The sequence below is a fragment of the Caballeronia sp. LZ008 genome, from assembly GCF_031451435.1.
GTDB lineage: Bacteria > Pseudomonadota > Gammaproteobacteria > Burkholderiales > Burkholderiaceae > Caballeronia > Caballeronia zhejiangensis.
Genome location: NZ_JARUXK010000001.1, coordinates 2,948,854 through 2,972,669, shown reverse-complemented (window position 1 = coordinate 2,972,669; position 23,816 = coordinate 2,948,854). Strand labels below are relative to the sequence as shown.

General features: G+C 63.0%; 22 protein-coding genes. 14 read left to right on the top strand and 8 right to left on the bottom strand.

Translation table 11 applies throughout. From position 1 onward, the window contains the following. Nucleotides 1-34 precede the first annotated feature (34 nt). From QCE49_RS13825 to mgrA, 5 genes are all read right to left on the bottom strand, one after another. Complete coding sequence (locus QCE49_RS13825; RefSeq protein WP_284508404.1) at nucleotides 35-1,456, bottom strand: amino acid permease; 1,422 nt, start codon at nucleotides 1,454-1,456, stop codon at nucleotides 35-37. A 157-nt stretch (nucleotides 1,457-1,613) separates the two neighbouring features. After that, on the bottom strand, nucleotides 1,614-2,267 hold the full coding sequence (gene rqpR / locus QCE49_RS13820) for a response regulator transcription factor RqpR (protein WP_008352341.1): 654 nt from the start codon (nucleotides 2,265-2,267) through the stop codon (nucleotides 1,614-1,616). A 10-nt stretch (nucleotides 2,268-2,277) separates the two neighbouring features. After that, complete coding sequence (locus QCE49_RS13815) at nucleotides 2,278-3,141, bottom strand: sensor histidine kinase (RefSeq protein ID WP_250457073.1); 864 nt, start codon at nucleotides 3,139-3,141, stop codon at nucleotides 2,278-2,280. Between the two features lie 343 nt (nucleotides 3,142-3,484). Beyond that, a complete protein-coding gene (locus QCE49_RS13810) occupies nucleotides 3,485-4,255 on the bottom strand; it encodes a ferredoxin--NADP reductase (RefSeq protein ID WP_008352345.1) in 771 nt (256 codons plus the stop codon). Nucleotides 4,256-4,753: 498 nt separating this feature from the next. Further along, the gene (mgrA, locus tag QCE49_RS13805) at nucleotides 4,754-5,797 is read right to left on the bottom strand and encodes an L-glyceraldehyde 3-phosphate reductase (RefSeq protein ID WP_008352347.1); all 1,044 of its coding nucleotides are present in this window, start codon (nucleotides 5,795-5,797) and stop codon (nucleotides 4,754-4,756) included. Nucleotides 5,798-6,031: 234 nt separating this feature from the next. Here mgrA and QCE49_RS13800 point away from each other — a divergent pair, with 234 nt between their 5' ends. Both QCE49_RS13800 and QCE49_RS13795 read left to right on the top strand, forming a co-directional pair. Continuing rightward, entirely contained in the window at nucleotides 6,032-6,829 is a 798-nt protein-coding gene (locus QCE49_RS13800) for a mechanosensitive ion channel family protein (protein ID WP_008352348.1), read from the top strand. 60 nt (nucleotides 6,830-6,889) lie between these two features. Continuing rightward, complete coding sequence (locus QCE49_RS13795) at nucleotides 6,890-7,093, top strand: DUF3185 family protein (protein ID WP_008352349.1); 204 nt, start codon at nucleotides 6,890-6,892, stop codon at nucleotides 7,091-7,093. A 20-nt stretch (nucleotides 7,094-7,113) separates the two neighbouring features. Here the strand turns inward: QCE49_RS13795 and QCE49_RS13790 are convergent, their stop codons facing one another. Next, nucleotides 7,114-7,890, bottom strand: coding sequence for a phytanoyl-CoA dioxygenase family protein (locus tag QCE49_RS13790; protein WP_008352350.1), 777 nt, complete (start codon nucleotides 7,888-7,890; stop codon nucleotides 7,114-7,116). A gap of 386 nt (nucleotides 7,891-8,276) precedes the next feature. Between QCE49_RS13790 and QCE49_RS13785 the strand changes: the two genes are divergently transcribed. Then, nucleotides 8,277-8,558 (top strand): hypothetical protein, encoded by a 282-nt coding sequence (locus QCE49_RS13785; RefSeq protein ID WP_008352351.1) that lies wholly within the window; start codon nucleotides 8,277-8,279, stop codon nucleotides 8,556-8,558. Nucleotides 8,559-8,579: 21 nt separating this feature from the next. Here the strand turns inward: QCE49_RS13785 and QCE49_RS13780 are convergent, their stop codons facing one another. Together QCE49_RS13780 and metK are read right to left on the bottom strand one after the other, a co-directional pair. Next, the gene (locus QCE49_RS13780) at nucleotides 8,580-9,695 is read right to left on the bottom strand and encodes an alkene reductase (protein ID WP_250457074.1); all 1,116 of its coding nucleotides are present in this window, start codon (nucleotides 9,693-9,695) and stop codon (nucleotides 8,580-8,582) included. Between the two features lie 124 nt (nucleotides 9,696-9,819). After that, nucleotides 9,820-11,007, bottom strand: a complete 1,188-nt coding sequence (gene metK, locus QCE49_RS13775) for a methionine adenosyltransferase (protein WP_008352353.1) — start codon at nucleotides 11,005-11,007, stop codon at nucleotides 9,820-9,822. A gap of 254 nt (nucleotides 11,008-11,261) precedes the next feature. On the opposite strand from metK, the gene QCE49_RS13770 reads away from it, so the two are divergent. The 11 genes from QCE49_RS13770 to gshA all read left to right on the top strand — a co-directional run bounded on the left by QCE49_RS13770 (nucleotide 11,262) and on the right by gshA (nucleotide 23,700). After that, nucleotides 11,262-12,146 (top strand): lipid A biosynthesis lauroyl acyltransferase, encoded by an 885-nt coding sequence (locus QCE49_RS13770; protein WP_309806025.1) that lies wholly within the window; start codon nucleotides 11,262-11,264, stop codon nucleotides 12,144-12,146. A 50-nt stretch (nucleotides 12,147-12,196) separates the two neighbouring features. Further along, on the top strand, nucleotides 12,197-13,078 hold the full coding sequence (gene dapF, locus QCE49_RS13765; protein ID WP_008352356.1) for a diaminopimelate epimerase: 882 nt from the start codon (nucleotides 12,197-12,199) through the stop codon (nucleotides 13,076-13,078). 15 nt (nucleotides 13,079-13,093) lie between these two features. Continuing rightward, nucleotides 13,094-13,813, top strand: coding sequence for a DUF484 family protein (locus QCE49_RS13760; protein WP_008352358.1), 720 nt, complete (start codon nucleotides 13,094-13,096; stop codon nucleotides 13,811-13,813). Nucleotides 13,814-13,815: 2 nt separating this feature from the next. Then, nucleotides 13,816-14,742, top strand: a complete 927-nt coding sequence (gene xerC, locus QCE49_RS13755) for a tyrosine recombinase XerC (RefSeq protein ID WP_239294365.1) — start codon at nucleotides 13,816-13,818, stop codon at nucleotides 14,740-14,742. 35 nt (nucleotides 14,743-14,777) lie between these two features. Continuing rightward, nucleotides 14,778-15,977, top strand: a complete 1,200-nt coding sequence (locus QCE49_RS13750) for a class I SAM-dependent rRNA methyltransferase (RefSeq protein WP_008352362.1) — start codon at nucleotides 14,778-14,780, stop codon at nucleotides 15,975-15,977. A 110-nt stretch (nucleotides 15,978-16,087) separates the two neighbouring features. Next, nucleotides 16,088-17,167 (top strand): GTP-binding protein, encoded by a 1,080-nt coding sequence (locus QCE49_RS13745; protein ID WP_250457075.1) that lies wholly within the window; start codon nucleotides 16,088-16,090, stop codon nucleotides 17,165-17,167. Between the two features lie 568 nt (nucleotides 17,168-17,735). Next, nucleotides 17,736-18,152 carry an RNA polymerase-binding protein DksA gene (dksA, locus tag QCE49_RS13740; RefSeq protein ID WP_008352366.1) on the top strand — a complete coding sequence of 139 codons (417 nt, stop codon included), beginning with the start codon at nucleotides 17,736-17,738 and terminating at the stop codon, nucleotides 18,150-18,152. A gap of 357 nt (nucleotides 18,153-18,509) precedes the next feature. Next, entirely contained in the window at nucleotides 18,510-19,046 is a 537-nt protein-coding gene (gene hslV / locus QCE49_RS13735; protein WP_250457076.1) for an ATP-dependent protease subunit HslV, read from the top strand. A gap of 12 nt (nucleotides 19,047-19,058) precedes the next feature. Beyond that, entirely contained in the window at nucleotides 19,059-20,411 is a 1,353-nt protein-coding gene (hslU, locus tag QCE49_RS13730; RefSeq protein WP_008352370.1) for an ATP-dependent protease ATPase subunit HslU, read from the top strand. Between the two features lie 335 nt (nucleotides 20,412-20,746). Continuing rightward, complete coding sequence (gene ada, locus QCE49_RS13725) at nucleotides 20,747-21,829, top strand: bifunctional DNA-binding transcriptional regulator/O6-methylguanine-DNA methyltransferase Ada (protein ID WP_250457077.1); 1,083 nt, start codon at nucleotides 20,747-20,749, stop codon at nucleotides 21,827-21,829. A gap of 251 nt (nucleotides 21,830-22,080) precedes the next feature. Then, nucleotides 22,081-23,700, top strand: a complete 1,620-nt coding sequence (gene gshA / locus QCE49_RS13720; protein WP_175979677.1) for a glutamate--cysteine ligase — start codon at nucleotides 22,081-22,083, stop codon at nucleotides 23,698-23,700. The last annotated feature ends 116 nt before the right edge of the window (nucleotides 23,701-23,816 follow it).

Genomic DNA, 23,816 nt, shown 5'->3' with positions numbered 1-23,816 from the left:
TCGAGGGCGGCGCTCTTGTGTCGAGCAAAGACGCTCAGTGCGTCACGGTCTCTCGCTGCTCGTGCGTTCGACGTCCGAGCACCGAATGGCGTCGCGAGTACACGAAATAGATCGCGAGGCCGATCACGAGCCACAGCACGAACGCGATCCACGTCATCGCCTGAAGATTGACCATCAGGAACAGACACGACGCCACCGCCAGAATCGGCACGACCGGCACGCCGGGGCAGCGGAACGCGCGCGGCAAGTCAGGATGCGTGCGGCGCAGGATCAGCACGGCGATGGAGACCATCGAGAACGCGGCGAGCGTGCCGATGTTGATGAGCTCGGCGAGCACGTTGAGCGGCACGAGCGCGCCGATCAGACCGAAGAAAATGCCGACGATCCACGTCGTGAGGAACGGCGTCGCGTAGCGCGGATGCACCTTCGAAAGCCGCGCGGGCAAGAGGCCGTCGCGCGACATCGCGTAGATGATGCGCGTCTGGCCGTAGCTCATCACGAGAATCACGGTGAGCATGCCGAGCACCGCGCCGAGATCGATGAAGCCCGCGACCCAGTTCTGACCCGCGACTTGCAGCGCGAACGACACCGGATGCGGATTGTTCGCGAACTGCGGCGCGGGCACGATGCCGGTCACGACGGCCGCGACCGCCACGTACAGCACGGCGCACACCGCGAGCGACGAGATGATGCCGATCGGCAGATCGCGCTTCGGATTCTTCACTTCCTCGGCCGCCGACGACACCGAATCGAAGCCGATGAACGCGAAGAACATGACGGCCGCCGCGCCGAACACGCCGGACCAGCCGTTCGGCATGAACGGCTGCCAGTTTGCCGGCTTCACATGGAACACGCCGACCGCGATCACGAGCAGCACGATGGTCACTTTGATCGCGACCATGATGTTGTTCAGGCGCGTCGATTCCTTCACGCCGACCGAAAGCAGCCAGGTGATCGCCATCATCACGAGGAACGCGGGCAGGTTGAAGAACGTGACCTCGCCGGGCAACGCGCCGGGCGCGGCGGTGAGGGCGGTCGGCAGCGAGATGCCGAAGCCGGCGAGCAGCGACTGCAAGTAGCCCGACCAGCCGACCGAAACGGCGGACGTCGCGAGCCCGTATTCGAGCATCAGATCCCAGCCGATGATCCACGCGGCGAGTTCGCCGAGCGTCGCATACGAATACGTGTAGATGGAACCGGCGACCGGAATCGTCGACGAAAATTCCGCGTAGGCGAGGGCGGCGAAGCAGCACGCGATCGCCGCGATGATGAACGAAATCATGAGCGCCGGGCCGGCCTGGACGGCGCCGGTGCCGGTCAGCACGAAAATGCCCGTGCCGATGATCGCGCCGATTCCGAGGAACGTCAGATCCAGGGCGCCGAGCGTCTTTTTGAGCGATGTGCTGTGCGCGCCGGCCAGCATGTGCTCGATGTTTTTCTTGCGGAACAACGACATTGCGATGAGTCTCCTTCTGGCGCGCGCGAGCGGCCGTTACCTCGGGAAAACCCGATATTTTATCGGAGACTCAGAGATTGCCTATCCATTGAGCATGCAACGCAGAATTGCGGCAATTTGTTACGATCCACCCGTTTTATCTAGCACGAGATAAAACCTACCCGGCGATGGCGGGATTCATGTCGACGAGACGGTTGCTCATCACATAGAACGTAAGCTCTGCGTTGTTGGCGAGCTTCATTTTCTCCAGCAACCGCGCGCGATAAACACTTACGGTCTTAACCGAAAGCGATAAGGCGTTCGCGATATCAGTGAGCCGTTTTCCCGAAGCAAGCATGCACAGCGTCTGATATTCGCGGTCCGATAGCTTCTCGTGCGGCAACCGGTCCGTATCGAGCGAAACGTAGGTTGCGAGGGCTTCGGCCATTTCAGGGCTTACGTATTTTCGGCCTGCGGCGACTTGCTGAATCGCGCCGATCATCAGCGCGGGGTCCGCCGTCTTCGACAGATAGCCCGCCGCGCCCGCCTTCAACGCGCGCACCGCATATTGATCTTCGCGATACATCGAAAACATCAGCACCGGCAGACGCGGGCTTTCGCGCTTGAGACGCTTCAACACGTCGATGCCGTTGATGTCCGGCAGCGAGATGTCGAGCATCGCGACATCGAGCGGGCGACGCGCGGCGAGCGCGAGCGCCTGCATGCCGGTCTCGGCCTCCAGCACTTCGGATGCGACGCCGCGCTCCAGCAGCAATTGCGCGACGCCGCGGCGCACGATGCCGTGATCGTCGGCGAGCAGGATTCTGAGCATCGCGGCGGCCTCAGGCGTTGACCACGCTGAGCGTGAACAGGCCCGGACCCGCCGCAGCCCACGGGAAACGCGCGCGCACGCACGTGCCGGCAGGCTTCGCCGCCGCGACGCGCAGATTGCCGCCGAGCGCCTCGCAGCGCGCGCGCATTCCCGAAAGGCCGAAGCGTCCGCTCTTGCGACGCGCCGCCGCGCTGATGCCGACGCCATCGTCTTCGACGAGCAGGATCACGCCTTGTCCGTCGAGCGCGACGGACACGCGCGCATGCCCGGCGTGCGCGTGACGCGCGACGTTGCCGAGCGCTTCCTGCATCACGCGAAAGAGCGCGAGCGACATGTCGTGCGACATGCGATCGAGGCGCGCATCGTCGGGGCACGAGAAATCGACGGCGATCGCCGTGCGCGCGCCGAAATCCGCGATCCAGCCGGCCAGCGTGGCGGCGAAGTCGGCATCGAAAGTCGGCGTCTGCAATCCCTCGACGATGCGATGACTCGTCTCGCAGACATCCGCGAGCGCTGCGCGCGCCTGATGCAGCGCGTCGTCGAGCGCGGCGGGCGCATCGGCGGGCAGCCAGTGCTCGGCGCGAGCGAGCGCGATATTCGCGACGGTGAGCGCGGCGCCGCTCGCGTCGTGCAGGTCTTGCGCGAGCGCCTGACGCGCGCGCTCTTCGGTGGCGGCGAGCAGCGCGGCGAGTTCCTGGACGCGGGCGGTGAGACGCTGAATCTGACGGTCGCCCTTGAGCTTGGCGTCGATCAGCGCGGAATAGGGTGAGGCAAACGACGCGCCGGAGCATTCCGGCGACGGTGACGGAACCGCGCGCAGCGGAGCGCGGCGAATCGGGTTCTCATCGAGCGTGATCGTGGCCGACGGGTTCATTCACTATCCTCGCTTCGAGCGCAACTGGAGCTACGTCCTCGGGTAACTCACGAGCGGCGTAACCGAATTTACACTCAGTAACATCGTTGACGGACTACGGGATGGCCTGCGCCGTCAAAAAGTAAACGCATCATATCTCAAAAAAATGATAAATCCATGTCGCGCAAGGCTTCGGCGGTCGAACTTCATGTCGTTTACCAAGTCCGCTGCGCATAATGCGTAGGAAAAAGACCTACCGACCGTGGTCAATTTGTAACAGCGACGCGCGTATGGTGATTTCGTCGAGGCGAAAAAAAACCGGAGCGCGAGGCTCCGGTTTGTGCAATCGCGACGTCGAGACAGCTTATCCGACGAACGCCTTTTCCACGACGTAGTGGCCAGGATGGTTGTTGCTGCCTTCCTGGAAGCCCATCGCGTCGAGCAGTTCGCGCGTGTCGCGCAGCATGTGCGGGCTGCCGCAGAGCATCACGCGGTCGTTTTCGACCGAGAACGGCTCGACCGAGAGATCGGCGAACAGCTTCTTGGTCTCGATCAGATCGGTGATGCGACCACGGTTCGCGAACTCCTCCCGCGTGACCGTCGGGTAATAGACGAGCTTTTCGGACACGATTTCGCCGATATGCTCATGCGCCGGCAAGTGCTCGGTGATGAAATCCTTGTACGCGAGTTCGTCGACGAAACGGCACGTGTGCGTCAGCACGATCTTCTCGTAGCGGTCGTAGACGTCCGGGTCCTTGATGATCGACATGAACGGCGCGAGGCCCGTGCCGGTCGACAGCAGCCACAGCGTCTTGCCGGGCAGCAGATTGTCGGCGACGAGCGTGCCCGTCGGCTTCTTGCCGATCAGCACGGAATCGCCCACTTTCAGATGTTGCAGGCGCGAGGTCAGGGGGCCGTCCGGAACCTTGATGCTCAGAAATTCGAGATGCTCTTCGTAGTTCGCGCTCGCGAGGCTGTACGCGCGCAGAAGCGGCTTGCCGTCGACTTCGAGACCCACCATCGTGAACTGGCCGTTCTCGAAGCGGAACGAGCTGTCGCGGGTGCAGGTGAAACTGAAAAGCGTGTCGGTCCAGTGATGGACGCTCAGAACGGTTTGAGAATTAAGGTTGCTCATGGCTTCTTGAACTGTGCTCTAACTGTGCGAAAGCGGTGACGCTCTGACGCTCGCGCCTGGCTGGCGGCGGATGCCACGCCGGGCCGATGTCGAAAACAAAGCGCGCTACGAGGGCGCAACGAGGGGCGCTGCGCTGTCCGAACGGGACGATCGAATGGTGAAGGTCGCCGATTGATCCGAAACCCGCGATGCGAGGACAGCGATTCACGCCGCGCCACGCGTGAACTTCGCGCAAAAAAACTGACAGCCCGGCGCAATCGGCTATTTTAACCCGATAGTCGTTTCGCGGTCCGAACGTCGATACGGCGGCGGTGGCGCGCACGCGCGCCTCGTGGGCGAACGTGCGTGCAGAAGAAATGCACTTTCGGCTGACTGCGCGGCCGGTGGCCGGCCTCGGCGGCAACTCTTATCGCTGCGGAAAAGCCGCCGAGTCCGCATGATAGCAACGGACGCCGCGCGTATCTCGAAATACCCTTCTGGCGAAAGGCCGCACGCGTGTCAGATGCGCTGATCCGTCGACGGTTTTTCCCACAGGTTGATGCCGCCTTCCTTCGCGTGCTGATCGATTTCCGCGAGTTCTTCCTTCGAGAAATCGAGATTCTTCAGTGCGCCGACGTTCTCGACGACTTGCTCCGCGCGGCTCGCGCCGATCAGCACCGAGGTCACGCGCCCGCCTCGCAGCGCCCACGCGAGCGCCATCTGCGCGAGGCTCTGGCCGCGCTTCTGCGCGAGATCGTTGAGCTTGCGGACGTGCGCGAGGTTCGCATCGCTCAGATGTTCCTGCTTGAGCGAGCCGCCGCCCGGTTTGTTGACGCGCGCGTCCTGCGGCACGCCATTCAGATACTTGCTGGTCAGCAGACCTTGCGCGAGCGGCGTAAACGCGATGCTTCCCGCGCCGATGTCGTCGAGCGTGTCGAGCAGGTCTTCTTCGATCCAGCGGTTCAGCATGTTGTACGACGGCTGATGGATCAGCAGCGGCACCTTGTGCTCGGCAAGCAGCTTGGCCATCTCGCGTGTTTTGGACGCCGAGTACGACGAGATGCCAACGTAAAGCGCCTTGCCCGAATGCACGGCCGTCGCCAGCGCGCCAGCGGTTTCTTCGAGCGGCGTATCGGCGTCGAAACGGTGCGAATAGAAGATGTCGACGTAATCGAGGCCCATGCGCTTCAGGCTCTGGTCGAGGCTCGCCAGCACGTATTTGCGCGAGCCGCCGCCTTGGCCGTACGGACCGGGCCACATGTCCCAGCCGGCTTTCGAGGAGATCAACAGTTCGTCACGATAGGGGCGGAAGTCGTCCTTGAAGATGCGCCCGAAGTTCGTTTCGGCGCTGCCGTACGGCGGGCCGTAATTGTTCGCGAGATCGAAATGCGTGACGCCGAGATCGAACGCCGTGCGCAGGATTTCACGTTGCGTGGAGATCGGCGTCGTATCGCCGAAGTTGTGCCACAAACCGAGCGACAGCGCAGGAAGTTTCAACCCGCTCCTGCCACAAGTGCGGTATTGCATCTGCGTGTAACGCTCGGAGGCTGCTTCGTAGGCCATGACGGATTTCCTCTGCGGATGGCGAATTGAACGGACTGGAACGGACAACGTGCATTTCACGCGGCACGCGCGGACACGCACGCTGTCGAGGGCGTCAATGGTAAGCCAATCGGGGCTGGGCGCGCACGGCACGCGATGCCGTCCCGCTATTCGGTATAGGCCGGATGGCCAGCAAGGGGAACGATCCAACGCGATCGCGGACAAAAGCAGATTCGTTTTGAAGGACCGCTACCCATGGATTCGATCGACAGACTTCGCCCCGCTTACGATTCGTTTAGTGCAATTGCCGTGACTTACGGCATCGATATTCTGCTGGCGCTGCTGATTCTCGCGGTCGGCTGGTGGATTTCGAACGCCGTCGCGAACACCCTGCGCCGCACGCTCGCTCGCACCAATGTCGATGCCACGCTCACCCCGGTGCTCGCCAGCCTCGCGTTGTGGGCGATCCGCGTCGTCGCGATCGTCGCCGCGCTCGGCAAGCTCGGCATTGCCGCCGCCAGCATCCTGACCGTGCTCGGCGCCGCCGGCCTCGCCATCGGCCTCGCGCTGCAGGGCACGCTGCAAAACATCGCGGCCGGCCTGATGCTCCTGCTGCTGCGTCCGTTTCGCGTCGGCGATTACATCGAAGGCGTCGGGACGACGGCGGGCACGGTCAACGAGATCGGACTTTTCACGACGCGCCTCACGAAAGCCGACGGCATCATCATGTTCGTGCCGAACAGCCTCATTTGGGCGAACGCCATCACGAACTACAGCGCGAACGATCGGCGTCGCGTCGTCATCAACTTTCAGGCACAGCATGGGCTGAAGGTCGAGCGTGTGCTCGAGGAACTGCGCAAGCTGATGAGCGACGATCCGCGCATCGTGCAGGACGGGCCGTCGGCGCCGTGGGTCGCCGTGACCGATTACACGGACACCGGCGTCAAATACAACCTCGGCGCGTGGACGAGCAGAAGCGATCATCAGTACGTGATGGCCGACCTCCTGCGCAAGATTCAGCCGTACACGCGCGAGCAGGCGCAGGCGGCGTGAGTGGACGCGCGAGCGCCGACCCGCTAACCTGACGCGCTTTTCCAGCCAAGAGACCACGCCATGACCCGAGCGATTTCCGTTGCGCTGCTAGTCGGCGGCGTCGTGCTGCTGTATTTCGGCGGCCAGTCGTTTCATTCGCTCTCCAGCGACGTCGCGCGCTTCTTCACCGGCTCGCCCACGAACAAGACCATCTGGCTGATCGCGGGCGGCATCGTCGCGTCGCTCGCCGGGCTGATCGGCCTCACGATTCCGTCGAAACGCTGAAACGCTCAAACGCTCAGACGTCAGACGAGCGGCACTTCCGGCTTCGACGCCGAGCGCGTGCCGGGCAGCGCCGCGTTGCTCGCGCCGCGATACGTGAACACGAGCGAGAACTTCACCTGATCGGTGAGGTTCTTGCCCGCCGAATGCAGCGTGTTGCAGTGGAAGAACACGACGTCGCCCGGTTCCAGCGCGGGCGACACCGCCGTGCGGATCAGCGCGGCATTCTCGGGCAAGTCGGAGCGGAAGAATTTCGCGTCGTCGAAGCGATCCGATGTGAACGGCAGCTTGTGCGACATCGGCACGAACCACAGCGCGCCGTTTTCCACCGTTTCGTTGCCGAGCGCGACCCACGCGGAAACGAGATCGTCGCGCTCGAACGCCCAGTAGCGCACGTCGCGATGCCAGCCGGTCAGGCTGCCGTACGCCGGGTGCTTCGTCATCATGCAGTTGTGATGCGCGCGCGACAAATACGGCGTCTCGCCGAAATACAACTCCATCCATCCGCGCACTTCCGGCGATGTCGCGAACTCCGCGTAAAGCGGATGCCGCGCGTAGGCGTCGAGCAGGCGGCGCACGGTGTGTCCGCCGGGCGCGTCCTTCGAATCCGGCGCGCCGGGATATTTCAGATCGGCCTCGAACTCGACCGGCGCGGCGGCCTCGGCGAGTTGCCGGCGCGCGACTTCGAGCATCGCGTCGCGGCGTTCCTGCGAAACCAGCCCTTTCACGATCACGTAGCCGTTTCGACGCAGCTCGTGCACCTGTTCCTTCTTCGATTTCAGCAGGTTTTGATCAGACATTTCAGTTCTTGGCTCCGGCGGCTTTCGAATTTCTTCATGCCGTCGACGCTATATCCGGAATTGGGGCGAATACGGGGATTGTAAATCCGGCAGCGCAGGAAGGCCCATGCGAGAACGCTTCCGCCGATTTTTATAAGCAGCCGCTTCATGAAACGGCAGGGAAAACGCGGACTTACCCGGGTAATACTGGTCCTGTACATTGATCCGCATCAATTCGGTGCAACTTCGCAAATGCTGTTGAATCGAAGCGTTGAACTTCATTTTTGAGACGACTATCGTCGAGTCTGCTTCCACGCAAACCGACCTTTCCCGCCGACATGAACCACCGAATCGCTATCGGACTTACTCGCGTCGCATCGCGAGCCGCGCGTCCTGCGCGCCGCGGCATGATCCGCGCGCTGCGCCATCACTCCACCCGCACGCAATTGCTCGCCGAGCAACTGAAGAACGTGCATCCGGTCGACGGCATCCGGTCGTGGTTCCGCGGTTTCTTCTTCAATTTGCGCGTGCGCGCGGCCTCGCGCCGGGTGTCGTTGCGCGCGCTGTTGCGCCGTCCGGTGCAGTTGCGCGCGCCCGCGCCGAAGCCGAAAGCGGCTGCGCTGACGAGCCGTCGTCCGCGTCGCGTGTCGGCGACGAGCGCCGGCTGGTACGCGTTCGCGGCGCGCTGAATCGCGCAATCGCGCAATCCCTCACTTGCGCTCGGCCTCGTCGAGCGTCGGATAGTCCGTGTAGCCTTTCTCTCCGCCGCCGTAGAACGTCGCCTCGTCGGGCGCGTTGAGCGGCGCGTTCATCCTGAAGCGCTCGACCAAATCCGGATTCGCGAGAAACGCGCGACCGAAAGCCACGGCGTCGGCTTCGCCTCGTTCGATGCGCGCATTGGCTTCTTCCGCGGTGTATTCGCCGCAGACGATGATCGCGCCGTCGTAAGCCTCGCGCAGCGCGTCTCGATAGCCGTCCGAAAGCGGCGCGCCGCCGGCCCAATCGCCTTCCGCCAGATGCAGATACGCGATGCCGATGCGCTTCAGCTCGCGCGCCAGATACAGCGATGACGCTTCGCCTTCATCGTCGTGCAGATCGAATCCCGTGAAGTTCGGCGATATCCGGATGCCGACGCGATTCGCGCCCATCACGCCCGCGACCGCCTCCAGCACATCGACGACCAGCCGCACGCGATTTTCGATGCCGCCGCCGTACTCGTCGGTGCGATGGTTGGTGCCCGTCGCCATGAACTGATGCAGCAGATAGCCGTTGGCCGCGTGGACTTCGATCATGTCGAAATCGGCGCGCTTGGCGCGATGCGCGGCATCGACGAACTGCAGCACGATGCCCGGCAACTCGCCGATCTCAAGCGCGCGCGGTTCGTCGGCGTCGGTCATGCCGTAGGTGCCGTCATCGTGTCTCACGAACACTTGCGTGTCGCGCGCGCGGATCGCGGACGGCGCGACGGGCGGCGCATCGCCCTCCTGCAGCGATCGATGCGACACGCGCCCCACATGCCACAGCTGCGACGCGATGCGCCCGTGCCGCGCGTGAACCGCGCCCACGACGGCTCTCCATCCGGCTTCCTGCGCGTCGGAATAGATGCCGGGCGTCGCGACATAACCCTGACCTTGCCGCGAAACCTGCGTCGCCTCGGTCACGATGAGTCCCGCGCCCGCGCGCTGCGCGTAATAGTGCGCGTTCATTTCGCTGGGTACATCGCCGGGCTGCGACGCGCGATTGCGCGTGAGCGGCGCCATCACCACGCGATTCGGCAGTTCGAGATTGCCGATTGTGACGGGAGAAAGAAGCGTTTCGAACGGCATGACGGCTCCGTGGATGATCGGTTTTGCCGTCCGGTTCGGTCGCAAGAAACGCGCCGCGCAGGCGAAAAAAAACCGGCAAGCGCGATGCTTGCCGGTTCTTGTCCCGCGCGTTCGGCGAATGGCGTTACGCCACGCTTGCGACCGGCTCCGTGCCCGCCGCTTCGGCCAGCATGAGCGCCTTGTCGGTGGCTTCCCACGAGAATTCAGGCTCTTCGCGGCCGAAGTGACCGTATGCCGCCGTCTTTTCGTAGATCGGGCGCAGCAGATCGAGCATCTGGATGATGCCCTTCGGACGCAGATCGAAATGCTCCAGAACGAGCTTCGTGATTTCGGCATCCGACACGCGGCCCGTGCCGAACGTGTTCACCATCACCGAAGTCGGACGTGCCACGCCGATTGCGTACGAAACCTGGATCAGCGCGCGCGATGCGAGACCGGCCGCGACGATGTTCTTCGCGACATAACGTCCCGCGTACGCCGCCGAGCGGTCGACCTTCGACGGATCCTTGCCCGAGAACGCGCCGCCGCCGTGCGGAGCCGCGCCGCCGTACGTGTCGACGATGATCTTGCGGCCCGTCAGACCGCAGTCGCCCTGCGGACCGCCGATGACGAAGCGGCCCGTCGGGTTCACCAGAAACTTGATGTCGCCCTTGATGAGTTCCTTCGGCAGCGTCGGCTTGATGACTTCCTCGATCACCGCTTCGCGCAGTTGCGGCAGGTCGATGTCCGGCGAATGTTGCGTCGACAGCACGACCGTATCGATGGAATGCGCGCGGCCATCGACATAACGCACGGTGACTTGCGACTTCGCGTCCGGACGCAGCCAGGGCAAACGGCCATCGCGACGAAGGTTTGCCTGACGCTCGACGAGGCGATGCGAAAGGTGGATCGGCAGCGGCATCAGTTCGGGCGTTTCGTCGCAGGCGTAGCCGAACATGAGGCCCTGGTCGCCCGCGCCCTGATCGAGATTGTCGTCGTGCGCCTTGTTCACGCCTTGCGCGATATCCGGCGATTGCTTGTCATACGCGACGAGAACCGCGCAGCCGCGATAGTCGATGCCGAAGTCGGTGTTGTCGTAACCGATGCGCTTGATGGTGTCGCGCGCGACCTGGATGTAATCGACGTTGGCGGTGGTCGTGATTTCGCCCGCGAGGACGACGAGACCGGTGTTGCACAGCGTTTCCGCGGCGACGCGCGAATATTTGTCCTGCGACAGAATGGCGTCGAGGATGGCGTCGGAGACTTGGTCGGCAACCTTGTCCGGGTGGCCTTCGGAAACGGATTCGGAAGTAAAGAGGTAGTCGTTCGACACGCTTCAGACTCCAATAAAAGTACGGTTGATATTCACGTAGCCGTCTTCTTTTGGAGTCTGAAGCGGCGACGCTTTAGCGGATGTGCTTCCAGGCCGGCGCTTCTCGAAAGTAAGAAGACTCCGACCCGCTTCGCCCCGCAAGTTGTCCATTAACTCGGCGAAGGTTTTATTATACCGGTTTCCTTAGTTTTCACAGAATTGACCCTTTTGACTTCCTCGGTCCCGCTCCACTCGTCCGCCCGCCGGAGCGAGTCATGCTAGGTCGTATCGGCGTGGCGCTCGCCATCGGTTTTCTCAAATTCCTCGCGGTGATTCCATACGGCATCACCGCGCGTTTCGGCGACGGCCTCGGCTGGCTGCTCTATCAGATTCCGAGCCGTCGCAAGCGCATCGTCCATACGAATCTGAAGCTGTGCTTCCCCGAGTGGTCCGACGAAAAACGCGAGGACATCGCGCAGAAGCACTTTCGGCACGCGATCCGCAGTTACGTCGAGCGCAGCGTGCAATGGTTCGGCTCCGCGAAGAAGCTCGAAAAGCTGATCGAAGTCGATAGCGCCATCGAGCGCACCGATCCCGATCGTCCGCCCACGCTCTTTCTCGGTCTGCATTTCGTCGGCATCGAGGCGGGCTCGATCTTTCTCAACTACTCGCTGCATCGGCGCTGCGGTTCGCTGTATCAGCCGTTTTCGAATCCGCAGATCGAGGAACTGGCGAAGAGACAGCGCGCCCGTTTCGGCGCCGACATGGCGAGCCGCGCCGACAGCGCGCGCATCGTGCTGCGCTGGCTGCGCGATCGCAAACCCGTGATGCTCGGCGCGGACATGGACTACGGCATGCGCAACTCCACGTTCGTGCCGTTCTTCGGCATCCCGACGTGCACGCTGACCGCCGTCGGCCGGCTCGCGAAGACGGGCAAGGCGCAGGTCGTGCCCTTCATCGGAGAAGTTTTGCCGAACTACAAGGGTTATCGGCTGAAAGTCTTCAAACCTTGGGAAAATTATCCGAGCGGCGACGACGAGGCCGACGCGCGCCGCATGAACGCGTTTCTGGAAGAGCAGATTCCGCGCATGCCCGAGCAATATTATTGGGTGCACAAGCGCTTCAAGACGCGCCCGCCGGGCGACCCGAGCTTTTATTGACGCCTGAATCGCGCGAAACGCGGCATCGCGGCTCACATACAATAGCGGCCATGAAACTGAAATTCACAAAAATGCAGGGCGCGGGCAATGACTTCGTCGTGCTCGACGGCTACACGCAGGCGCTCGATCTGTCCGCCGAACAGGTGCGCGCGCTCGCGAACCGTCATTTCGGCGTCGGCGCGGATCAGTTGCTGCTCGTGGAAAAGCCGACGATCGAAGGCGTCGACTTCAAGTACCGCATCTTCAATTGCGATGGCGGTGAAGTCGAGCATTGCGGCAACGGCGCGCGCTGCTTCGTGAAGTTCGTCCGCGACCGGCGTCTGACGGATGCATCGACGGTGCGCGTGCAGGTGCAAAACGGCGTCATCACGCTGACGATGCAGGAGAACGGCGAAGTCGTCGTCGATATGAGCACGCCGGTGTTCGATCCGCCGAAAGTGCCGTTCGACGCGCAAGGTCTCGAAGGCCGGAAGGAAGGCAACGACACGCTCTGGCCGCTCGACGTGAACGGCTCGATCAACGACCGGCGCTGGATTTCCGTCGTGTCGATGGGCAATCCGCACGCGGTCCAGATCGTCGATGACGTCGAGGCGTATCCCGTTCTGACCGAAGGTCCGCTCGTCGAACGTCACGCGCGCTTTCCAAAGCGCGTCAATGCGGGCTTCATGGAGATCGTCGATCGGCATTCGGTGAAACTGCGCGTCTACGAGCGCGGCGCGGGCGAAACGCTCGCGTGCGGCACGGGCGCATGTGCGGCGGTGGCGGCCGGCATTCGCCGCGGCCGGCTCGATTCGCCCGTTCGCGTCGAGACGCACGGCGGCACGCTCACGATCAGCTGGGACGGCGCGAAGAACGAAACCGCCGCGCTCTTCATGGCCGGGCCCGCCGCAACGGTCTTCGAAGGCGAGATCGAGCTCGATCGCATCGTTTAACGCATACACGTCACCATGAATCCACGCGAAGTCGCCGACTATCTGCTCGACAACCCTGATTTCTTCGTCGAGCACGCGGAACTGCTCGGCACCATCCGGCTTTCGAATCCGCACGGCAAAGCGGCCGTGTCGCTGCAGGAACGCCAGATGGAAATGCTGCGCGACAAGAACAAGCAGCTCGAACGGCGTCTCGCCGAATTGCTGCGCTACGGCCACGAAAACGACAGCATCTCGACCAAGTTCAATCGCTGGACCGTGCGCGTAATCTCGCAGCGCGATCCGTACGCGCTGCCCGCGACCATCAGCAAGGGGCTGTGCGAAATCTTCGACGTGCCGCACGCCGCGCTGCGCGTGTGGGATATCGACGAAGCTTATCGCCAAGCCGATTTCGCCCGTCAGGTCGGCGAGGAAGTACGCCTTTTCACGACCGGTCTCGCCGCGCCGTACTGCGGCGTGAATACCGGCTTCGCCGCCGCGCAGTGGCTGGGCGCGGCGAACTCGGCATCGGCGACGGTCGCGCCGAGCGACGGCCCGTCCGACATCGACCGCAAGATCGAATCCGTGTCGCTCATCGCGCTGCGCGATCCGCAAGCCGGCCCGGATGCGCCGAGCTTCGGCCTGCTCGTCATGGGCTCGCCTGATCCGCGCCGCTTCCACGACGGCATGGCGACGGATTTCCTCACGCAGATCGGCGCGCTCGCGAGCGCCGCGCTGTCCCGCCTGCTGCCGCATTGACGATGAACGCCGCCGCCGACGTGATCGCCGACTATCTCGCGATGCTCGAGCATCAGCGGCATCTTTCCGAGCACACGCTGCGCGGCTATACGCACGAGTTGAGCGAGCTGCGCGCGCTCGCCAAGGATCGTCCACTGGAATCGCTCACATCCGCCGATATTCGCGGCGCGGTCGTGCGCGCGCACGCGAGCGGATTATCGTCGCGTTCGATCGCGCATCGGCTGTCGGCATGGCGCGCGTTCTATCGATGGCTCGCCGAGCGCGTCGAGATGCCCGCGAATCCGGTCGCGACGGTGCGCGCGCCCAAGCGCGAAAAGACGCTGCCGAAGGCGCTTTCCGTCGATGACGCCGCGAGGCTGATGGACGCGCCGCAAGCCGATACGACCGAAGCGCTGCGCGATCACGCGATACTCGAACTGTTCTACTCGTCGGGTCTGCGGCTCGCGGAACTGGTCGGGCTGGACGTTCGCCACGTCGACACTGCCGAACACCGGTCCGAAGGCTGGATCGATCTGGAAGGCGCCGAAGTCACGGTGCTCGGCAAAGGTAAGCGGATGCGCAAAGTGCCGGTCGGCAGCAAGGCGGTCGAAGCGCTGCGCGCCTGGCTCGCCGTGCGCGACGAGTTCGTCAAGCTCGAACCGCACGCGCTCTTTCTCTCGGTGCGCGGCAACCGCATGTCGCCCGGCGTGGTGCGCGAACGCGTGAAGCGGCTCGCGCTGCTCGCGGGCATTCCGTCGAATGTGCATCCGCACGTGCTGCGGCATTCGTTCGCCACGCACGTCCTGCAATCGAGCGGCGACCTGCGCGCGGTGCAGGAACTGCTCGGCCATGCAAGCATCACGGCCACGCAGATTTATACATCGCTCGATTTTCAGCATCTCGCCCGCGTCTACGATGCGGCGCACCCGCGCGCGAAGAAGCGCGATTAACTCCGCGAGCGCCCTGCGCGCCGCCTCGGCTTGCAATGGACACCATCACGCTCAAACCGGCGAAGGACAAGTCGCTCGTCCGCCGCCATCCGTGGATTTATGCGAACGCCATCGCGCGCATCGACGGCAATCCCGCGCCGGGCGCGACGGTCGTCATTCGCGCGGCCGACGGACGCTTTCTCGCGCGCGCGTCGTACAGCCCGCAATCGCAGATTCGCGCGCGCGTCTGGACGTTCGATGAAAGCGAGCCCATCGATCACGCGTTCTTCAAGCGCCGCGTGCAGCGCGCGGTCGCGCATCGGCGCACGATGGTCAAGGACACCGGCGCGACGCGCCTCATATTCGGCGAAGCGGACGGCTTGCCGGGCCTGATCGTCGATTACTACGTCGCGGATACCGGCGATCACGCACAGCTCGTCTGCCAGTTCATGGCGACGGGCGTCGAGTCATGGAAAGCCGCGATCGTGCAGGCGCTCGTCGATGCGACCGGTTGCGCGAACGTCTACGAGCGCTCGGACGTGTCGATCCGCCAGAAGGAAGGTCTCGAACAGACGACCGGCGTGCTCGCCGGCGACGCGCCTCCGGCGACGCTCATCGCGAACGAATGCGGCGTGCGCTATCACGTCGACGTGCGCAATGGCCACAAGACGGGCTTTTACGTCGATCAGCGCGACAACCGCGTGCTCGTTGCGCAGAACGCGCAAGGCCGCGAAGTGCTCAACTGCTTCTGCTACACGGGCGGATTCTCGCTGGCCGCGCTGAAAGGCGGGGCGACGCGCGTGGTCTCCGTCGATTCATCGGGCGAAGCGCTCGCGCTCGCGCGGGAGAACGTGAAGGCCAACGGCTTCGACGCGGAGAAAGCCGAATGGCTAGACGCCGATGCGTTCAAGACGCTGCGCCGTCTCTACGACGAAGGCCGTCGCTTCGACCTGATCGTGCTCGATCCGCCGAAGTTCGCGCCGTCGAAGGAAACCGTCGATCGCGCCGCGCGCGCGTACAAGGACATCAATCTGAGCGGCTTCAAGTTGCTGCGTCCAGGCGGCCTGCTTTTCACGTACTCATGTTCCGGCGCGATCGATGCCGACTTGTTCCAGAAGATCGTCGCGAGCGCGGCGGCCGACGCGCGCGCCGATGCGCGCATCCTCAAGCGGCTCGGCGCGGGCGTGGATCATCCGTTGCTGACGGCGTTTCCGGAAGGCGAGTATCTGAAAGGGCTGCTGTTGCAAATCGCGTGATCGGCCTCAGTTAAGGGCGATTCGCGAGCGAAGGGCGCACGAAGCGTCGGCTCCGCAAATATGTTCCAATATTCGATTCCGCGCGTTTCCCGAACTTAAAAGGCGACACCATGATTCCCGTAACCATCCTGACCGGCTTTTTGGGCAGCGGCAAAACCACGCTGCTCAAGCGCATCCTGAACGAGAAGCACGGCATGAAGATCGCCGTGATCGAGAACGAGTTCGGCGAAGAGAACATCGACAACGAGATCCTCGTGCAGGAGACGAACGAGCAGATCATCCAGATGAGCAACGGCTGCATCTGCTGCACGATCCGCGGCGACCTCGCGCGCGCGCTCGAAGACCTCGCGAACCGCAAGAAGGCGGGCACGCTCGATTTCGACCGCGTCGTGATCGAAACCACCGGCCTCGCGAATCCGGGTCCGGTCGCGCAGACGTTCTTCATGGACAACACCGTCGCCGACGAATTCCTGCTCGACGCGATCATCACGCTCGTCGACGCGAAGCACGCGAATGCGCAGCTCGACCAGCACGAAGTGGTGCAGCGTCAGGTCGGCTTCGCGGATCGCCTGTTCATCACGAAATCCGATCTCGTTTCCGCCGACGAACTCGAAGCGCTGAAGCATCGCCTGCTGCACATGAACCCGCGCGCGGCGATCAAGGTCGTGAATTTCGGCGACGCAGACATCAAGGAAATTTTCGATCTGCGCGGTTTCAATCTGAACTCGAAGCTCGAGATCGATCCGGATTTCCTCGCGGAAGACGATCACGATCATGACCACGCGCATGACCATGATCACGATCACGATCACGATCATTCGACCTGCGGTCACGACCACAGCCACGATCACGAGCACGGGCATCACCATCATCATCACGCGCATCACGACGACAAGATCAAGTCGTTCGTGTATCGCAGCGACAAGCCGTTCGATCCGAACCGCCTCGAAGACTTCCTCGGCGGCATTCTGCAGATTTATGGCGAGCGCCTGTTGCGCTACAAGGGCGTGCTCTATATGAAGGGCGTCGATCGCAAGGTCGTGTTCCAGGGCGTGCATCAGATGATGGGCAGCGATCTCGCCGGCAAGTGGATGCCGATCGAGAAGAAGAACAGCAAGATGGTGTTCATCGGCATCGAACTGCCGAAGGATCTGATCACCGACGGCCTCGACGCCTGCCTGGTGAAGTAATCCGGCATGCATCTCGCTTGGATTGCCGCGAATCACGCGGGGCGACAAAACGGGCACTGACACAGAACGCCGCCGCGAAGGGCTCGCGCGCGGCGTTTTTCATGTCCGACTTTCGGTGCGCGTATGTAGTCGCGCCCACCAAGCGTCATCGCTTTTTGCGCGTTCAGGCGTTATATTTTTGAAATTCCGGCGCAAATCGACAGGGTTTTCCGTAGGTTTAGTTGGAATTTGCGGTTCAGTTACAATACAGCCCCACTGGAGAAGGGCAGTTCCGCTGAATGCGCGTCTTCGAGGCGCTCGGCCAGCGGATCTTGGGAGAAGGGATGTCCCGTCGGGACGATGCCTCGATTTGCCGGGGGAAGGCAAATCAAGTCAAAGCACCGGGGCCGGAAATCCGGGGCCATGCGAATGCGCCCGGTCTTCCGGAGCATCATCCAATATCGGTTTCCAGAGGAGTTCGGCCCCGCATCGACGTGTCGCGTAGCCCCTAGCGTACGGATGCGCTGAATGCGGGTAACGCAAGTGCGGGCGTTGCGAAGACATCGCCCTACATTGAAGAAGCAAGCTGATGACAACGAAACTCTTGACCGAAGCCGAAATCCTGAAGATGAGCGAGAAGGACTACATGAACGAGGATCAACTCGCCTTCTTCAAGAACCGGCTCGAACAGTTGCAAGCGGACATTCTGAAGAATGCCGGCCAGACGACCGAGAACCTGCGGGAAACGGTGATCGTGCCGGACCCGGCGGACCGCGCGACCATCGAGGAAGAACATGCACTGGAACTGCGCACGCGCGATCGCGAACGCAAGCTTCTGAAGAAGGTGCAGCAGTCGCTCGCGCGCATCGAGTCCGGCGATTACGGCTGGTGCGAAGAGACCGGCGAGCCGATCGGCATTCCGCGCCTGCTCGCGCGTCCGACCGCCACGCTGTCGCTCGAAGCGCAGGAACGCCGCGAACTGCGTCAGAAGCTGTTCGGCGACTGAAATCGCTGTCGGCAGGCGAGCGTCGCGGGACCGCCCGCAACGGGGAAGACGCCGCCGCAAAAAAGTTGTGCAGAAGCAGTCGCATCGGCAAAAAGGCATCCAACGAAGGGATGCCTTTTTTGCTTTGTGCCCGGTAAAAACGGCGAGCGCCGATACCGTACGCCTTGATAAATCCGGCGTCGCCCTAAAATGAATCCGACGCGCGCCGCAAAAGCTTCATCGCGGCAAGCGCGAGCGCGGCGCCGTCCGCCTCGGGCCTCACGCCCGACGGAACCCCGCGCCGTGCACTCCATCGAATTCTCGACTGCGCGGCGGACTTTCATCGCCACGCATCGTCTGTTTATCCAAGGAACGCACATGGAACAATTTCACGGCACGACCATCGTCTCCGTGCGCCGCGACGGCAAGGTCGCGCTGGGCGGCGATGGTCAGGTGACGCTCGGCAATATCGTCATGAAAGGGGGCGCGAAGAAGGTGCGCCGCATCTATGGCGGCAAGGTGCTGGTCGGCTTCGCCGGCGGCACGGCCGACGCGTTCTCGCTGCTCGACCGCTTCGAAGCCAAACTCGAGAAGCATCAGGGCAATCTGACGCGCGCCGCCGTCGAACTGGCGAAAGACTGGCGCACCGATCGCATGCTGCGACGCCTCGAAGCCATGCTCATCACCGCCGACAAGGACAACACGCTCGTCATCACCGGCAACGGCGACGTGCTCGATCCGGAGCACGGCATCGCGGCGATCGGCTCGGGCGGCGCCTATGCGCAGGCTGCGGGGCAGGCGCTCATTGAGAACACCGATCTCTCGCCGCGCGACATCGTCGAGAAGGCGCTGACCATCGCCGGCGACATGTGCATCTACACCAACCACAATCGCGTCATCGAGACGATCGAATAAAGGACTTTTGCGATGACCACCATGACTCCCTCCGAAATCGTCTCCGAACTCGACAAGCACATCATCGGCCAGGGGCGCGCGAAGAAGGCGGTTGCCGTCGCGCTGCGCAACCGCTGGCGCCGTCAGCAGGTCGCCGAGCCGCTGCGTCAGGAGATCACGCCGAAGAACATTCTGATGATCGGGCCGACGGGCGTCGGCAAAACCGAAATCGCGCGGCGTCTCGCCAAGCTCGCGGACGCGCCGTTCATCAAGATCGAAGCGACCAAGTTCACCGAAGTGGGCTACGTGGGCCGCGACGTGGACAGCATCGTGCGCGATCTGATCGAGATTTCCGTGAAGCAGACGCGCGAATCCGAGATGAAGAAAGTCCGCACGAAGGCCGAAGATCGCGCGGAAGACCGCATCCTCGACATTCTTCTGCCGACGGCGCGGCCGGTCGGATTCGGCGCCACGAACGCGATCGAGTCGTCGGGCAGCGAAGGCGGCGACAACGCCACGCGTCAGACCTTCCGCAAGCGCCTGCGCGAAGGCGCGCTCGACGACAAGGAAATCGAGCTCGATGTGGAAATGCCGCAAGTCGGCATGGACATCATGGGGCCGCCGGGCATGGAAGACATGACCGAACAGATTCGCTCGATGTTCGCGAACATCGGCGGCGGCAAGAAGACGCGCCGCAAGGTGAAGGTCAAGGAAGCGCTCAAGCTGCTGACCGACGAAGAAGCCAGCAAGATGCTCAACGACGAAGAGGTCAAGAGCAAGGCGGTGCAGAACGTCGAGCAGAACGGCATCGTGTTTCTCGATGAGATCGACAAGATCGCGTCGCGCAGCGAGACGGGCGGCGCCGAAGTCTCGCGCGCGGGCGTGCAGCGCGACCTGCTGCCGCTCGTCGAAGGCACGACCATCAACACGAAGTACGGGATGATCAAGACCGATCACATCCTGTTCATCGCGAGCGGCGCGTTTCATCTCGCCAAACCGAGCGATCTGATTCCCGAACTGCAGGGGCGCTTTCCGATTCGCGTCGAGCTGGATTCGCTGTCCGTCGGCGATTTCGAATCGATCCTGAATTCGACTGATGCGAGTCTCGTCAAGCAGTACAAGGCGCTGCTGGCGACCGAAGGCGTCGAGCTCGACTTTGCGGAAGACGGCATCCGGCGTCTCGCGGAAATCGCGTTTTCGGTGAATGAGAAGACCGAGAATATCGGCGCGCGGCGGCTTTATACGGTGATCGAGAAGCTGCTCGAAGAAGTGTCGTTCGCGGCGGGCAATCATGCCGGCAAGCCTGTGCGAATCGACGCGCCGTATGTGGAACGCGCGCTCGGCGATGTGGCGCAAGACGAGGATTTGTCGCGCTACGTGCTGTAACGGCGGCGGAATCGTCTACGAGAAACCGGGCCACGCGCCCGGTTTTTTTCGCGCTGACGTTTCGAACACGCAAAAACCACGGACGAAAAAAAGCCCGCCTTAGTGGGCGGGCTGAATCCATATCAGGAGGAGACATGGAGGAGACAGTTCCAATCATACACAGCCACTTGATGCGACGCAATAGAAATTTCGGTAAAAACCCCTATGGCGTCCCTTTGTGGTATCTGAACGTCACTTTTCGGATTTCGCGGACCGATGACAGAGCAAGAATCGGCGCGTAACCTCAGTTGGGCGGCTCTACAGTGGTCACGTACCCAAGAGCCATCGAGGTCGTCATGAAAACCGTCACGAACCCTGTTTTTTCCTCCGATGAAAGCCGCTGGCAAGCCGTCGTCGATCGCGACGAGCGCGCCGACGGTGCCTTCTTCTTCGCCGTTCGCACGACCGGCGTGTTTTGCCGACCGTCGTGCGCGTCGCGTGCGCCGCGTCGCGAGAACGTCGAATTCTTTCCGACGACCGACTCCGCCGAACAAGCCGGATACCGCGCGTGCAAGCGCTGCCAGCCGACGAGCCTGCCGCGCGAACTCGCGATCGTCGAGCGCGCATGCAAGGTGCTCGACGCCGATCCGCAGCAACGCATGACGCTCGCGCAATTAAGCGACGCCGTGCACGTCAGCCCGTTTCACCTGCAGCGCCTGTTTTCGCGAATCGTCGGCATTTCGCCGCGTCAGTATCAGGCGGCGCAGCGTGCCGGCGTGCTGCGCGATGCGTTGCAGCGCGGCCGCGACGTCACACGCGCGACGCACGACGCCGGTTTCGGCTCGCCGTCGCGCATGTACGAGGCCGTGCCCGCGGAACTCGGCATGACGCCGTCCGCGTATAAGCGTCAGGGCGCTGGGCTGACCGTGCGTTACGCGACCGCCGCGACGCCGCTGGGTGCCGTGCTCATCGCCGCGACCGACAAGGGCGTCTGCAAGATCGCGTTCGGCGACGACGCGCCCACGCTCCTCGATCAGCTCGCCGCCGATTTCGCGCAGGCCGAACGCGTCGAGGATGCCGCGAAACTGGAGCCGTTCATCGCGCAGATTCGCGCGTATCTGCAAGGCACGCGCGAGCGCTTCGACTTGCCGCTCGACATCGGCGCGACCGCATTTCAACGGCGCGTGTGGGACGCGTTGCGGCGCATCCCGTATGGGCAGACGCGCAGTTACACCGAGATCGCCGAATCGCTCGGCGCGCCGCGCGCGGTGCGGGCGGTGGCGAATGCGTGCGCGTCGAATCCGGTGGCGCTCGCGATTCCGTGTCATCGCGTCATCGGCAAGGATGGCGCGATCGCCGGCTATCGCTGGGGCACGCCGCGCAAGGAAACGCTGCTCGAAACCGAACGCGCGCGCAACGAAACCAACAAGGTTGCATGAAGCAGGCGCGCTCGCCGTCGACATGACGCGCGAGCGCTTCGATGTCCTCGCGAGCCGCTCCAAGCGGCTCCAAAGCGCACCGCCGCGTATTCCGCGGATCTCCCGCGCATCTCCCGCGAATCTCCCGAAAAACCCGCAATCCCTTGCCTGATATGGGCCCAAGCAGGCCTTACACCGAGATGTTAAAGTGCCCGCTACCCTAAAAATACGACCGCGCGCACACGCGCTCGCGCTCCTCGCAGAACGCTTCAATGGCAAACAAGAATCCCGCTCACACCAAGGCCGGCGCTTTCGAGCGCAGGCTTGCCGCGCTCGCGTCCGGTCCGCATGCCGACGCGTTGCGCCAAGGCTTGCGCGGCATCGAAAAAGAAAGCTTGCGCGTGACGCCGCAGGGCAAGCTGGCGATGACGCCGCATCCGCGCTCGTTCGGCTCCGCGCTGACGCATCCGCTCATCACGACCGATTACTCCGAGGCGCTCGTCGAGCTCATCACGCCCGCCGAATCGGATGTGGCGATCACGCTCGATCGCCTCGACGCGCTGCATCGCTTCGCGTACGCGCACATGGGCGACGAGTTGCTGTGGAACAATTCGATGCCCAACTCGCTGCCGCCCGAGGACGAGATTCCGTTCGGCTATTACGGCACGTCGAACATCGGCATGTTGAAGACGGTGTACCGGCGCGGCCTCGCGCTGCGCTACGGCCGCACGATGCAATGCATCGCGGGCATCCACTACAACTATTCGCTCGATGAAAACGTATGGCGCGCCTGGCAGGCGCTCGATGCGACGAGCACGCTGTCCGCGAAAGACTTTCAGTCCGAGCGCTACTTCGCGCTGATCCGCAATTTCCGCCGCACGAGTTGGCTCCTGATGTATCTGTTCGGCGCGTCGCCGGCGCTGAACAAGCGCTTCGTCGCCGGCAAGAAGCATCATCTGGAAACGTTCGATGCCGACACGTTCTATCTGCCGCACGCGACCAGCCTTCGCATGAGCGATCTCGGATACACCAACAATCCGGCGCAGGCCGATCTGCTTCCGAGCTACGACAATCTCGACGCGTATCTCGACGTGCTCGCCAAAGCCGTGAGCCAGCCGTATGCGCCGTATGAAGCCATCGGCACGCAGCGCGACGGCGAATGGGTGCAGATCAACACGAACGTGCTGCAGATCGAAAACGAGTTCTACTCGACGATCCGCCCGAAGCGCGTCACGCATTCGGGCGAACGTCCGCTGCATGCGCTGGCCGAGCGCGGCGTGCAGTACATCGAAGTGCGCTGCCTCGACATCGATCCGTTCGTGCCGACGGGCATCTCGCTCGAAACCGCGCGCTTTCTCGATGCGTATCTGCTCTATTGCGCACTGGAAGACAGCCCGCTGTTGCCGCCCGGCGCGAGCATCGAAGCCAACGCGAATTTCATGACGGTGTCGAAGGAAGGGCGCAAGCCGGGTCTCGCGCTGCAACGCGACGGCGCAAGCGTGCCGATGCAGCAATGGGCCGAAGAACTCTTCGATGCAATCGAACCGGTCGCGAAGACGCTCGACACGCTAAACGGCAACGGCGATCACACGCGCGCGCTGGAAGCGCTGCGGCCGCGCATCGCCGATGCGTCGCTCACGCCGTCCGCGCGCGTGCTGCAAACGATGCGCGACAAGCAGCAAACCTTCGACGAGTTCGCGCTCGATCTCAGCGCGCGTCACGCGGAAGATTTTCGTGCGCGTCCGCTTTCCGTCGCAGAAGAGCGCGCGATGGACGAGCTTGCGGCAAAATCGCTTGTGGAACAGGCGGTCGTCGAAAGCAGCGACACCGAAACGTTCGACGCCTTCGTTGCGGCGTATCAGGTCTACAAGCTGAACCCCGCGAACGCGTGAGGCGATTTTTCCGCTGCGGTGTCAGCGCGCGGCGGAAATTGTTTCCGGCTTATGCAACAGAGGGAAACGCGTCATCACATCATCCGATTTGAGGGGTCAAAATATGGCCGACTTTT